Genomic DNA, 14,533 nt, shown 5'->3' with positions numbered 1-14,533 from the left:
TATCCTTATTTACATAAAAAAATGACAAATCCTGATCGATATAACGAGCAGGATTTGTTTACTAGTATTTAAAGTAGAATAATTGAATCTTTCTTTTCTACTTTTACTACATCTACATCCAATTCATCATCAAATTCTTTAAACTCTCTTGCATCTATGTCAGTAATATAACTCTTTATTACTTTTTCCATATGCATGGAATATGTAATGTGTACATTCTTTTTCGAAAGCATACTAGAATTACAGCACATGTAATGTATCATTTTAGCGATATAATCCCTTTCTACAGGTTTTACACCTAATGGTAGAATTTCAAGTATATATCGCTGAAAAATCCCACTACAATTAAGTGAATATTCACCAGTGCTATAATACATCCCTTTTTGATCTGCATATAAGCCAATGCTATCTAAAGCATCATCACATTCTATTACACCGTAACTTGGTACATCAAAACCTGTATTTATTCTAATAATATTTAAATTTGGAACCTTTAACACCTCTGGAACAATATCAGGTAAAATATCAGTATTAATTTCTTTATTTTGTAACTCTTTTATCCAATACCTTCTCAAATTTGCATCTACAATGAAATAAACTTGTTCATTTTGTTCTTTTGCATATTGTACAATTTCCATTAATGTTTCGGAAACATATTGTTTAAAAAGAGCTCCCATATCATTTCTCTTTGATGGTTGTGGTAAAAATGCATTATGTTTATTTATATTTAATAATACGTAATCAATCGTTTGCCATTCTGTATTCCCATATAATTTATATAAAATTTCTTTTCCTTTTATTTTTGAAAAAATAGGTAAGAAATCGAATTTCGATATTCGTTCAATTGATAAACTAACATATGTACAAGGTAAATTTATCTTATTCCAACTACGCTTCAAAAATCCTTTTTGTTCTAATAGACTAAAAACACTATTTACAATTGTTTTACGAGATACATTTTGTCCTATAAATAAATTAATAAATGTTGAAATACGGTTTGTTCTTGCAAATCCCTCTCTAATGATTTGTTTTGGATCAATTTTTTCGCGTCCATCACAATTTTTCATTGCGATTAATGCTAATGTCGCATCACTGCGCTCGCCCGCGGTAGCATAGACAGCTTTCGTAACATCATCTACAAGATTTGTTTTATATTTTTGGCAATATTGCATTTTATATGGATTTTGTAACACCTTTTCAATATTGTATCTCACAATCTTTAATAACACTGGAAAATCTGTATTCAATACATAAGAATTTTCACCAACTTTAGTCAAAATAATTTGACTCTCAAGTAATGCTTGTTCTATTTCCAGCACTATATCTTCAGACCAAACTTCTAATGTTAATGTCTCTAATCCTTTTGGTGCAAATAAAGGAAATAATTCATTTTTGTTATTTGTTGCTATCTTTTTACATTCTGGAAGTATTGTGAAATAAGAGAATTTACGCTGAAATTCTTTAAATAAATACTCTCTTTCCTTTACTTTTATACCCGGTTCTATTTTAGTACCTTGAACTTTATAAATTCTCTCATTGTATGGAAATAACACCCTTTTATTTTCCCCTACAATATAATCTTTCGGATATTGGAGAATATGGTCTAAATCCACCTCTCCCCCTATTTGAAAATCATCTTTTAAATTTCTAAATATTTTAATCCATTTCATACCGGTTGTAGCTTGTTGTATTTTTAGTTTTACAAACCGTATTTTTTTATTATTTGACGCAAACTCTGAGGTAGAAATCAATATCATGCCTCGTTTCCGTCTTAAAAGTAAAGGAATATCTGGGTGATTATATTCTTGATATTAAGAATGATTTTATGAGTATTTCGTATAAGCGTGATTTAACCGATTAAAGCTATTTTCAAAGACGACATATCAGCGATAATTTATGTCTATTCTATATAGATGTTAGCAAGTTCGTTTGCAAACTTGTTAGCACTTTTTTATTTCTTCTATTTTACATGTAGAATATATTTGGATTGAAGGAGAATCAACTATTAAATAAATTTTCAGGTGGAGATTACGCGAAGATTATAAGATCTATTTTCAATGAGTATCGCATATTCGGTAAAATTTTAAAACCTAAACTAGGTGCATTTGCTAAAAAGTAATTTTTAAAAATCATAGAAATACAAAAAGAGTCTTCAAATTAGCCCATCTTGTTTATAAATAATTTTTTAGTCCAAGCCTTATTTCTATAATGTGAATATCTTAATAGGGAAAACTGGTTATATAAGCCAAATTTATATATGGAAAGAGGTTTTTTTATGTCACCACATCATTGTCATCCAAATGATCCCGAGCGTAACCTATGTAGAGAGTTTGCTAGAATTTTAGAAGGTAACGGAATGGTTACTCCAGAAGGAGTATGTTTAGTGCAAAAGTTTCGTAATATTAGATTTACTATTCTTGGTCGTAGAACAAGATCCCCACTCGTAAACCCTCAATTCTTTTCGTTTGAAGATGTTGATAGTAGAGGTAACGCATTAAATTTAGGAGAAACTGTTCTTTTACAAGAAGAAGTTAACCCATTATTAACTGAACTTAGAAAAAGAAATATTTTAGTTACAGCGGTTCATAATCATTGGTTATTTGAAGAACCACGGGCAATGTATATGCACTTTGAATCAATTGAACCCCCATTGGAATTTGCTAGAAAAGTAAAAGAAGCATTTAGAGTACTAAAAGCATAAGCTCGTTTTATTTTTTTAGGGAGGAATTTAAGTCACTCCTCCCTACTTTTTGTACTTATTTTTCAACTCACATATACCATACATAAGCTTCATTTATTGCTGTATACTGTATGTTATAACGATTCATTGACAAAAGTCATACAATTAAGGACATGTTTTTTATCAAACTATTCTTTTGTATAGTAGTATGTTTTATTTTTCAAACTTCAAATATTCACCAGAAACCCATTGGTCGCCACCAACATTATACCAACCGTCTCTATATCCCCAAGACTGATATCTTTCACTTTGGTACACATTTTTTACGACACCATAGTTAGTTCCTGGACCAGTACGAACGCGTAATACATCAGCTGTAATAGTCACTACACCAATGCCATCAATTGAAGGTTTAGAAGGTGCTGGTGCATTTTCTCCTGTATAACGAATATATGATGAATCATTATATACCCACTGATCGCCACCTAAGTTTAGCCACCCATTTGACTCACCCCATACTTGGTAGCATTCTCCTTTACCTAATTTACGAATAACTGCATATCCAGTTCCAGGTCCTTTTCGTAAATTCACGTTATCGCCGTTAATATAAGCAACTTTTGTACCATCGTTTGAAGGTGGAATAGGAGTTGGCATTACTGGACTACCTCCGCCGTTATATGCATTTTGGACTCTTTCAATAAAGCTATTCCAACGTCCTTCTGCCAACATACGATGAGGACAATACTTTCCACTCCATGATTGGTGTGTGCGAACTTTACTAATTGGAATATTGTACAGTTTCATTAGTTGAGCTACAACGATAGCTGCATTATCTTCTGCTTTATAATATCGATCTCCACCATTTAAAGAGTAACAGATTTCAACTCCAATAGATTTACGATTTCCGTTACCACCACCATCACCGCAATGCCAAGCGTTACGTTCTAAAGGAATTCCTTGTACAGCTTCTTTATCATCTACCGCAATATGAAACGAGACTTGGTTATCATTGCGAATCATATAAGATACTTCATTTTCTGCTGTAGCATCATTATACGTATTATGAACTGTGATAAATTCTGGATTCATTGTATACGGACACTTTGTACCATATTTACTTGGGTCAACTAATTTTTTTCTGATTTCCATTATTGAACATCTCCCTTTTTCTCTTCTTGTTTTTGTTTACCACCCAAAATCTCAACTGCATTTGTTAAAGCTTGCGGCAACGGAATACCCATGCGGCCAGCATTTTCTAAAAGTGAAAGTAATTCATTACCCATGAAGAAGAAAATTGTTGCTTCTCGAATAGCACTATTGCTTCCAAGTGCCACATCTAGCTGGGTCGCCACTCCAACCAAAAGAAAAAGCACCACCTTTTTGGCGATGCCTTTGAAACCAACTTTACTTTTTAATTCTCCGTTATACCCTGCTGCAATCATGCCAGTTAAATAATCAATAACTGCCATCGTCACTAAGATTTTCAATGTTGCATCCCATCCTCCCAAGAAATACCCACAGAAGCCACCGAAAGTGGCAATAAAGGTCTTTAATAACACATCAATACGATCCATCTTTTTCTCTCCTTTTTTAGATAATAAAAAAAGACCAGCTTATGGCTGCTCTGGTTTCTCGTCTATTAATTTTTGTACTAATTCTGTTAATGTGGACACATCGTTTGTTAGTTTCGTAACTTGCTCTTTTAGTTGTTTATTCTCACCTTTAACAGTAGTTAACTCTTCGTTAAATTGATGATACTGCTGTTGGAAAGCTGCAATAAAGATTGAAACAGTATTATATAAATTAATGGCCCGTTTCTCTTTATCTGTAAATATATCTTCCGTATCATCTGCAATCATACCGAAATACGTTTCAATTTCTTTTGTTGTATATGGTTCTGTTTGTTCTTCCGGCTTGTTCACACGCATTTGATACAGATCATACATGTCGTCCTTGAAGTTGTACTGTTTGATAGCTAAACTCATGATTTTATCAAGAGCTGAGAAAGGAATATCTTTTATATTTTCTTTCATATTCCTAGCTGATGTAGGATTAAATGCTTTCGCCCACATTTGACCATTAGCACTTACATTTTCTTGCGCTCGTAGCGTTCTTAATTCTATATCTTTCCATCCTTGGCCCATCATATCTTTAATCTGTAATCCGTTGTTATAACCTTGTACAAAACTTGATCTTATCATTGCATTACCCATGATTAAATCATGATCGGTGGCGCCGTTTATGAAATGTATTTTATAGTCACTGCCTTTTCTTTTGAAAGTAAATTGTCCCTTGTTATTGTTAAAAATATGCGGTTCAGTTGTAGTTACAGAGAAGTAACCATATCCTGGAGCCCATCCTTCAGATTCAAAAATAATATCATTCAAGTTTTGAAAACGAAATTGTCCATCTGAATATACGCTCAGATGTCCACCGTCATTCTGCATTTGAATATAATTTGACCAAATATTAGTACCTTCTGCATTTTCTCCTTTAGAAACCCCAAATTTTGCATACGCTTTAGAAGGTTGATCGACTCCATTAATTCGCGGCATGACTTGATAAATATAAAATGATCCTGTACCAGCGTATTTTCTATTATCAGAACCAAGGACTAATGAGGGTTGAATACTTCCATCATTTGTTTCCATAAATCCTATATAACCACGTGGCTTATCTAAATCGAAAATCTTCATGTCTTGCTTATTTATTTCAACAAATCTGTTTCCACTCGTTTTAAGTGTTACTCCTTCTAAAACTTTTCCTTTGATATGATTCGCTGTAATAAAACCTACTAAGTTAATCCTATTAGCATTCAAAGTAATGTTCTCTTTACTCATATTGAATGCTGCGATTACATCATTTTCTTTTACGGATATACTAACACCCTTTTCAGTTAACTGAAGACGGGTTTCCATATCTCTTACATAAGATGATGTGGCAAATTGCCCATTTGCTTGCTCTTTTGTATATACCTCTATCTTTTTGGCTGAAGCATTGATTCCCTGTTCATTGATAGTAAAGCGGTTATCAATCAAAGTCATTTTTTGATTAAATTGCTCCGTTGCAAGTTTGTTAGCCAATTCATCTAATAAATCTTGTTTATTCTGATTAACTGTTTGCTTCAACTCTGGAATCTTAAACCCAGCAACATAATCCTCTACTTGTTTAAGCTCAACTTTACCTTCAAGTGCTTTCGCAGTATTTTCCCATCCAGCTTTCGCCTCTTGTAATTGTCTTCCTTGTTCTGTCTGCGTATTTTGTATTAAAGAGACATTTTGTTTAATGGTAGTTGCATCTTTTTCTACAGTAGCAACACGCTTATCAAATCCACTTTGATTGTTTTCTACTTTTGTAATTGTTTCTTTAATTCCATCCACGCTTTTTGCAATTTCAGCTGTCTTTTGAGTGAACTCATCCGTTGTTACCTGTTCTTCAGGCGCTGCTGTCCAATCCTGTGGCTTATTCCCTTTATACAAGGCAACCCATTCTACAATTGCCTTTGTAGTATTACTTGGATAGTTATATAAACTTAACTTTCGTTCATTTCCATTTGTAGTTGCAACTGCTTTGAAGGTTACATACGTTATTCCATTAGCATAAACACTTGTTGCATATCCAACATTGCTAGACCCGCCATTCTGCCAAATTCCAAATTTCTGCCGTTGTGGGACACTCCCTTTAATTACAAAGGTATATTCCTCACCCGCAAAGAAATTTTCAGTTAGAGAATATTGATTAATTAGATAGTCTGTTTTTTCATATTTAACATTTGATTTTAATAAAAGGTTACGTCCACCAGCTTTATCACTATTAACCTTTATTTCTACACTCGTCAACTTCTCACTGATTTCACCAGCTTTTTCTTCTATTTCAGTAGTTGTTTTCTTAAGCTCACTTGTTGTTTGCTGCACATCAGAAATAGTCTTCTTTGTACCTTCTACAGTAGATTCAACTGTATTTAATTTATTGCTAATGTCAGTATCTTTTTTCGTTAACGATTCAATAGAAGTTTTAAATCCATTAGAATCCTGTTCAAACTGAGTTACTTTCTTATCGATTTCACCTTGTTTATGTTCGATATTAGAAATTGTACGACTGACACCTTGTAAACCTTCCTGTACTTTATTGAATTGTCCTGTGGCTTGATTCTGTGCTTCTTGTACCTTTTGGTTTAATTCTGTTTTTGTGGACTCAATATCTTTATTAACCTGCTCAAGTGTTTCTTTCTTAACAGATTCAACATCAGGTACAACCGATTCCCAAGCTGCGCCTGTCCATATTTTTAAAATACCAGGCTTTCCATTGCTAATATCACGCCAAAGTGTTTTATAAGGTTTAAGTCCTGTTGTCGGTGGATTCTTAGCTTCAATGATGTCTACCGTGTTATTTTTAAGATTCTCTTGAACCTTTTCAGCCAATGTTTTCGCTGCTTCGGATTCTTTCTTAGCATTATTAGCTGTTTCATTTGCATCTTTCACTAATTTATCTAACTGATCTATCAGTTCTTGCTTACTTCCTAGTGAACTAAGAATACGATTGTATATCTTTCGTATTTCTTCATTTGGATCAGTAATTTCGCGGTAATCACCAAATGAGTATTTATCTTGCAAAGGATTAGTATGTGATTCATCACCAGCGATTGCCCTTGCTTCTAAGTAAAGCTTAGGTGTAAATCCAACATCTTTAATTCGGATTGTATCTCCTTCATTGATTAACTCGTGAGCTAGTCCAAATACACGGCCTATACTTTGTGCTTGAACATCATAAGAAATAGAGGTATTCACACGTTTTGCTAACTCTGTTTTCATAAGAGTCAATAAACGTTCTGGTGTTATATCTTGTTCTGTTTCTGGTGTGTAAAATCCAAATTTATGTTTCCCTTTTTCGTTCCAACGTTGAAAGGCATCGCTATCTACAATATATGGCATACCTTTGTTTATATCTGCAATAGTGAGAACTTCTCCACCTTCTTTTTTGATAAAGCCGATTAAAGCTGTACAAATGTTTTGTGAGTTCTCAATACGTTTGATTCCAACTAAATCTTTACCTAACGTGACTTCCTTCCCTGTTTCTCTTCCTCTTTTTTTCACCATGTCTACATACCAACCTGCAATTTGAGAACCAACCACCTCAACACGGTATATAATTTCTAGTTCAAATAGGGAAGCAATCTTTTTTAAGAAACTCAATGGATTTATAAATTCGTCAATAGTCATAGAATGAAATCCAGCATACTCCGTTTTACCACGCTTCCATTTTGTCCCTATAAGAGCAATATCCATAAATTCATTTACTGTCTTACCTTCAATTTTCTGTGGACGAATATAGTCATCTTTAGCAAGATTAATCCATGCACCTGATGCATAAGTAATGACGGATCTATCGTTAGGGTCTTTTTCTACTTCAGTGATTACATACGGAACAATACGCCCATCCCTTACTTCTTTTAACACTAAGTTTTGTTGCATAAGTGTTGCCGCATATGTCGTGTTATCAAATACTTTAAACTCTAACGTATCGATATTATTCTTGATTTCCCAATGACGTTTATCATCCCAATAATCTTTTGGTTGTATAGCTGAAACGATTTGACTCGTTTTAAAATCAATAACATGCAAGACTCCACTTGGTGTTCTCATCTAAATCGCTCCCTATATTTAACCTTTGCTGTTCCGATATCAGAAGGCATAATTTCTAGTGTATTCATACCTTTATTAATGACAGGGAAATTACTAAAAATATCCTTAATATTAATTGCATCCTTCCCCTCAATCGTTACATGACTATTTTCAGTATCAATTACGACTTTATCGCCAACATCTACTATATAAGGTGGTGTGTTTTTCGTATTTAAATTCACTTTCCAAAACTTTAAGTCACTAACTGTCATCGCTTCTACTGGCGGTACATCTTGCCATTGCATAATACTGATTTGAATTTGCGCCGCTTTTTCCATGTGATAGTTATTTTCATCCGTCCACCGCACAAATCGTTCAGAATCATCTTTTTCCGTCCCCGGGAGGAATTTCGAAATATACGCTTCCCATACATTTCCTGTTCTAGCTATCCACAATCGCCCTTGATATTGGTTCCAAGTGTTTGGATAATCTCCACTTTCATGAATTAAACTTCTTCTTCCTGGTTTATTATCATAACCGATTACCATTGTTCCGAAGTTTTGTTCAGCTTGCCAAAATACATCAGTCATAGCTATTTTCGAAAGCACTTTACTGTTTTCATCTAATATCGCTATTTCCACTCGACCCATCTCATTGATACGTTTACTTTTACATGTAACATAAGCCTGCATAATAAAATCTTGCACTGGCCCATTAGGTATATTTTTTTTAACAGCTGCACCATTCCATCCTTTTCCTGTCCCTGTACCATAATTAGAGCAATAAAATTGATAACCGTCTGATTTCATTTCACCGACTGGGTTGCCATCTTCCATCGAACTGACTTTACTCCAACCTACAGTGGTAGCCATTTCATCCCATATAAGCCTTTGATTTCTTTCAACAGGTAGTTGCTCTGTTTTTAACGGATAACCGATTCTAAAATAATCTCGATCACTTAAGGATACCCCGCCAAACCATACATCTAAAAAAGTGTTTGGTTTTTTTATGTCAATCTCAATAATAGGATTAGAATGAACTGTTCCTTTGTTTTGAACATTTGCTGTTAATCCTAGCGCACTTGTTTGAAAATCGACTGTTTGAGTGGGTCCTAATTTATATGGCATTGGGCAAATGAACGTAATAGTTCCTATTCCAAGTGTTACAAATTCATCTAGATCAAAACTATCATCCACAACCGCTAGATATGTTCTATTTGGTTCTACATCAAAAATAAGCTCTGCTGGTTGATCCGTTATTAACCAACTTGCAATTTCTTCTTTTAACATTTCTAAATTTGTTCCATCTGGAACGATAATTCCCACAGGGACAGGAAGCGGACGTGGTTCCGTTTCTGTTGCTAATAATCTCGCTCCCGGATATCCTGGAGTACTTAGAAAATTACGTTTCAATGGTGCCCAAGTTGGTCTTTTCCAACCTTTTGCAATTTGGATATACTTTTTACGTTCATTGTTAAATTTGAAAGAGCTCATTTTGACACCTCATTTCTTTATAAAATAAAAGAAACCCAAACCTAAAAGTCTGAGTTTCTCTTTTCTTCTCTTTCTTGATACTCGGTTGTATATCGATAAGTACCACGTGCCACATCTCGTCCTTCTAAAACAACAGGAACCTCCACAACTAAATCGCCACCAAGCATTGGAATTACTCCGCTTCCAGATGATCCAAAAGAATTATTAACCACTTGATTCGATACACTGTTTGTCATAGCTTGTCTACTGTTTGACATACTTCCATACACACCACTCATGACGGTCTTTAATCCTGCGAATTGGTTTGCGAAATTAGCCATCATACGGCTCATATCATCCACTAATTGATTTATTTCTCCTGATATAGCAAATTGTTGTCGTGGCATGGCTGCTACGATTCCTGCGCCAATATCTCCAAGTGTCTTTTTATTTAAAGGTAAAACAGCTTCTTTTCCAGCTTCACCTGCACCTTGCAAGTTCCCACCATTCATTCCAAATATAGTCGGTTTAGTGAAGATACCACCTTTTGCACGCCAATCTATATTAAGTCCAGAAGGGAACGTAATATCCTTCCCTAAAACATTTTTCGTACTAGTTTGCAAGCTAAAGTGTGGAAGTGGTGGCATTTCAGGTTTAGGAATCTTTAACTTCAAATCACTAAAGAAGCTCTTGATCTTCCCAATAAATTTTTCTACACTGTCAACTGCATCTTTAATTGGATCAATAATAAAACGTTTAGCTGCTTCAAATTTTTCTTGTGCTGCATTCTTTACGGAATCAAATTTTTCTTTCGCTGAATTATATAAATCAGTGAATTTTTGTTTGGCTTGATTATACGTTTCCGTTACTGGGTCAATCACATATTTCTTCACTAAATTCCAAGCTGTAAGTGTATAGGATTTTATAGTTTCCCAGTTTGATAATATCCAATTAGCCAAATCTGAAAGTTTTTGCTTGGTTGTATTCCACAAGTCTTGAACGGGTTGAATAACATATTGTTTTACCAAATTCCAAGCTGCAAGAGTATATGATTTAGCAAGTTCCCATTTCAAACTTAACCAAGAAATTAAATCGCTAAATTTTTCTTTTACAAAGTTCCAAGTGTCTAGGACAGGTTGAATGATGTATTGTTTAAATAATCCCCACGCAACTTGCGCCACCGCTTTTGCAATTTCCCATTGTGTACCAAGCCATGTAACCAATTCACCAATTTGTTTACTCACCCAATTGTAAGCTTCTTGGATTGGGTGAATAATATACTGACTTATCGCCACCCACGCAATTTGTACCCCTGCTTGGATTAATAACCAACCAGCCTCAAGGACCGTAGAAATCAATGAAATGATAGGGTCTAAGACCGTAAGTACGGTATTCCACGTTTCTTGCCAAGCTTGTACAAGTGTCCCCCACAATTCAGAAGCCGTTGTAACTAAAGATGACCACCAGGAAGAAGCCGTTTCAACAATTCCGGACCATAAACTACTAAAAAATTCACCTATCGGATCAAAGAAACTATGCATCATTTCAGTGAATGAAGCCCAAGCTCCAGAAAAGAATTCAACAATAGAATTCCAGGTAGTACTACATATCTCGCCTATACTTGTCCATAAATCGCTGAAAAATTGACCTATTGGATCAAAAAATGCATGCATTGTTTCTAAAAATGAATTCCATACTTCACTAGAGGATTGAACGATGCCATTCCAAAGTTCTATTAAATATTCTTTAATAGAATTCCACATATCAATAGTCCACTGTTTTATAGAATCCCAATTTTTATAAATAGCAACTCCTAGAGCCACTATAGCTGCGATAATAATAGGAACAATAGCAACAAGTCCAGCTGCTGCTAAAGCTCCAACCCCAAAGAAGCTCATGACTGTCATGACTATAGGAGCAAGTGCCATAATTGCACCTGAGATTATACCAATAGCCGCCGCAACAGCTGTTAATGTGGCTGCTAACTTTGGATTATTTGAAATCCATTCAGCTACTTTGGAAATAACATCCGCTATGACACTAAGAACTGGCTGAAGCGCAACTTGTAAATCCTGCATCGCTTTTTGAAATTTAACTGCTGGGTTTGCATCCATTTTCTTAATAGAATCATTCAGTTTATCTTGTTGCTTCCCAAAATCAACTGTTTTCTCTTTCGCACCTAGCAAAGTATTAATGATGTTTTGCCCTTGATCTTCATACATTGTCATTTTGTTATCGTAAAGGCTTTTTATCCTCTACTTCTTACAGTTCATTTCCTGCAAGTTCGGCATACGTTTTCACTTATAAGAAAGTGTCGCGGTCTCGTGGAGAGATTATATCTTTTCACCCTCTATGCTCTGCCCCTGACTACAATTCGTATAGCCTTCGGTTCAAATTAGGATTCGCACCCTTTTTGCTTTATACCGCGATTTTAATTCGGCACAATTTATCATCTACCGAATAGTTTTACCCCTAATTCATTACGTTTCGTTTCATCTTCTACTTGTGACAATGCTAAAGCAATATCAGTCATAGCGGCTGAACCTTCTTTACCACCATTAGCTACAGCTTGCCCCCATTTTTGTAATTGTTCTGCTGAGATATTAGTACCTTCTAACGTTTCCTTCATAGCTTTATCGACACCTTGACCGAATTCAGCTGCTTTGATACGTCCCTCTTTCAAACCATCTAAGAGATTATCGATCACTTATATTCAACGTGATTCGCAACGTCACGCCCGTTCTCTTATGAACTGCTATACGTCACCGCATAGATTAGACTATATCTTCAACTACTTGAGCTGCTCCCCGTTTCGAGTGTCATTTGCTTACACCCTACGTCTTTCGACTAGTCGTTGCACGTTCCTTAATTAAAAGGCTTCGCTCAGTATTGTCTCATTCGAGAGTTTCACTGAATTAAAGGAGTTTTTCATTGTATGTCACCATACAAGGGAACTATAATCTAATTCCATGTTCCTGTTTCAACCCCAGCTGCCATAATTGCTTGGACCTCTTCAGCGTTGTAGCCTGCTCGTGTAAGCTGACCACCATATTCAGCGATAATATCTAATTGTTCCGGTGGAAAACCCATTTTTAATAAGGCATCAGCCATACCAAGAGCGCCTTCTTGTGAAATACCTAATTCATTACCGATTTCATTCGTTTCTTGAATTAATTCAGTAAAATCTATGCCAGCATAAGCATTAGAAATAACAGCTGCACTTTTTACAAAAGAAGCATTTGCTTCATCACTAACATCTTTATTCAAAGCCCATTGTCTTCTTACACCCTCAAGTGCTTCTTCTGCATCTAATCCATAGGCTGAAATTCCTCTTACAGCATCCTCTACTGATTTTTTTGAGGACTCCGGAACATCAAATCCTATTTCAATTTTTGTTTTTAACTTTGACATATCAAGTGCTTTTTCAATTGCGGTTGCAATTCCGCCACCAGCTGCTAATCCACCGATAACATTTTCTAATCCTACTTTTAATCCTTCAAACTTTTTCTCAGTTCTTCCGGCTTCTTGTTGTAAATCTCTTAATTCATTTTGTACTTGCCGTATTGAGTTTCCAGCATCCACAGATTGGAGTGCTCGTTGCAATTTATCAATATCTGTTCCTGCCCCTAATGCTTCACGGCCAATAATTCCAATCGCTTGCTCTAACTGACGACTTGTAGCTGTTCCATTTCGAATTGCATTCACAAGACGATTTCCTAATGCTCCTGCAAAATCATCAACGCTTTTTCCTGTAGCTCTAAACAATGTCTCTAATTGCCTTGTAGAACTCGCTACATTCTCTTGTTCAGCTTTCATGTTTCCGAGTTTATTTTTCAGACCATTAAGCGATCCTTCTGTAAATTCAATTTCACGCCTGAATGCACGATATTGTTCTTCAGAAATTTTACCGTTTTGAAATTGAGCTTGTACTTGTTGCTCCGCTGCTTTCAATTTATCTAGCTTTTGCGTAGTATTTTCAATCTGTTGCGTAAGTAGCTGTTGTTTTTGCGCTAATGCTTCCACATTACCAGGATCAAACTTTAACAAACGCTCGACATCTTTTAGTTCTTTAGCTAAAGAATCGCTTTGTTTATTAACATCTTTTAGAGCGTTTTGTAACGGTTGAGTGTTACCATTAATTTCAATCGTAATCCCTTTAATTCTTCCTGCCATTATCTCACCCCTTTCTTAGAATGAATCGAAGTCTTTTTGACCTGCTTTTTTAACTTTTTCTTTATCTGGATTCTCTAATTCAGCAAATTCAGCAATGTAATCAAAGCAATCACCAACGGTCATTTCTTCTAAGTCACCTTGTGTTAAATTTGCTTTATAACAAAGAGCAAGAAACAATTCAGTAGTAAATTCTTCATCACTAAATGTCCCTTGCTCTCCATTATTTTTCTTTATTTTTTTTTTGCTCCCATAGTGAGCTGAACTAATTCCATGACTTCTGGCATAATTTCTTCAATCGGGAATTCTTCAAATTCATCCAACCACGCCATAGGATCAGGAATATTGGGATCAGCGGTTTTAGCATATAACCAAGTTAAATCATAAATAAGCTCAAAATCCACATTGCTTAAATCAACATTAGACATATCAAGAGGTTGTTGTGAGCCATCTGGTGAAGTTAATGCACTATTTGCGCCTAAACCCATCAAATCTGCAAATAAATTACGTCTGAATTGCGCTTTATATCGTTTAACTGTTGCTGCTGTAGCTTTTAATCTGACTTGTTTTCCATCTATTGTAATTGTCAA

At 35.1% G+C, this 14,533-nt stretch carries 8 protein-coding genes and 2 pseudogenes; 1 reads left to right on the top strand and 9 read right to left on the bottom strand.

Going from position 1 to position 14,533, the window contains the following annotated elements; translation table 11 throughout:
- Nucleotides 1-68: 68 nt before the first annotated feature.
- On the bottom strand, nucleotides 69-1,751 hold the full coding sequence (locus DN404_RS28300; protein ID WP_149215748.1) for an RNaseH domain-containing protein: 1,683 nt from the start codon (nucleotides 1,749-1,751) through the stop codon (nucleotides 69-71).
- A 524-nt stretch (nucleotides 1,752-2,275) separates the two neighbouring features.
- Here DN404_RS28300 and DN404_RS28295 point away from each other — a divergent pair.
- Nucleotides 2,276-2,701, top strand: a complete 426-nt coding sequence (locus DN404_RS28295) for a DUF1259 domain-containing protein (RefSeq protein ID WP_149215747.1) — start codon at nucleotides 2,276-2,278, stop codon at nucleotides 2,699-2,701.
- Nucleotides 2,702-2,893: 192 nt separating this feature from the next.
- Here the strand turns inward: DN404_RS28295 and DN404_RS28290 are convergent, their stop codons facing one another.
- The 8 genes and pseudogenes from DN404_RS28290 to DN404_RS28255 form a co-directional block, all read right to left on the bottom strand.
- Entirely contained in the window at nucleotides 2,894-3,829 is a 936-nt protein-coding gene (locus DN404_RS28290) for an N-acetylmuramoyl-L-alanine amidase (RefSeq protein ID WP_149215746.1), read from the bottom strand.
- Nucleotides 3,829-4,254: a phage holin family protein gene (locus tag DN404_RS28285; protein WP_061139235.1), complete on the bottom strand. Its 426-nt coding sequence runs from the start codon at nucleotides 4,252-4,254 to the stop codon at nucleotides 3,829-3,831. Before DN404_RS28285 ends, DN404_RS28290 begins: the two co-directional genes overlap by 1 nt.
- A gap of 39 nt (nucleotides 4,255-4,293) precedes the next feature.
- Nucleotides 4,294-8,322 carry a phage tail spike protein gene (locus DN404_RS28280; protein WP_149215745.1) on the bottom strand — a complete coding sequence of 1,343 codons (4,029 nt, stop codon included), beginning with the start codon at nucleotides 8,320-8,322 and terminating at the stop codon, nucleotides 4,294-4,296.
- The gene (locus tag DN404_RS28275) at nucleotides 8,319-9,794 is read right to left on the bottom strand and encodes a distal tail protein Dit (RefSeq protein ID WP_149215744.1); all 1,476 of its coding nucleotides are present in this window, start codon (nucleotides 9,792-9,794) and stop codon (nucleotides 8,319-8,321) included. Before DN404_RS28275 ends, DN404_RS28280 begins: the two co-directional genes overlap by 4 nt.
- A gap of 41 nt (nucleotides 9,795-9,835) precedes the next feature.
- A complete protein-coding gene (locus tag DN404_RS28270) occupies nucleotides 9,836-12,001 on the bottom strand; it encodes a phage tail tape measure protein (protein WP_149215743.1) in 2,166 nt (721 codons plus the stop codon).
- Nucleotides 12,002-12,228: 227 nt separating this feature from the next.
- A pseudogene (locus DN404_RS28265) lies at nucleotides 12,229-12,477 on the bottom strand (hypothetical protein); the annotation flags it as partial.
- A 260-nt stretch (nucleotides 12,478-12,737) separates the two neighbouring features.
- A pseudogene (locus tag DN404_RS28260) lies at nucleotides 12,738-13,946 on the bottom strand (hypothetical protein); the annotation flags it as partial.
- A gap of 230 nt (nucleotides 13,947-14,176) precedes the next feature.
- Nucleotides 14,177-14,533, bottom strand: a complete 357-nt coding sequence (locus DN404_RS28255) for a hypothetical protein (protein WP_149215741.1) — start codon at nucleotides 14,531-14,533, stop codon at nucleotides 14,177-14,179.

Origin of the sequence: Bacillus sp. TE8-1, assembly GCF_008368855.1 — a bacterium.
GTDB lineage: Bacteria > Bacillota > Bacilli > Bacillales > Bacillaceae_G > Bacillus_A > Bacillus_A cereus.
Note: the sequence above shows the minus strand (reverse complement) of the source record. Positions and strands in the feature narration are given on the sequence as shown.

What these genes read in the sequence shown, in the direction of transcription:
- DN404_RS28295 (WP_149215747.1), top strand. Translation starts at nt 2,276, where the DNA reads ATGTCACCACATCATTGTCATCCAAATGATCCCGAGCGTAACCTATGT.
- DN404_RS28290 (WP_149215746.1), bottom strand. Translation starts at nt 3,829, where the DNA reads ATGGAAATCAGAAAAAAATTAGTTGACCCAAGTAAATATGGTACAAAG.
- DN404_RS28285 (WP_061139235.1), bottom strand. Translation starts at nt 4,254, where the DNA reads ATGGATCGTATTGATGTGTTATTAAAGACCTTTATTGCCACTTTCGGT.
- DN404_RS28280 (WP_149215745.1), bottom strand. Translation starts at nt 8,322, where the DNA reads ATGAGAACACCAAGTGGAGTCTTGCATGTTATTGATTTTAAAACGAGT.
- DN404_RS28275 (WP_149215744.1), bottom strand. Translation starts at nt 9,794, where the DNA reads ATGAGCTCTTTCAAATTTAACAATGAACGTAAAAAGTATATCCAAATT.
- DN404_RS28270 (WP_149215743.1), bottom strand. Translation starts at nt 12,001, where the DNA reads ATGACAATGTATGAAGATCAAGGGCAAAACATCATTAATACTTTGCTA.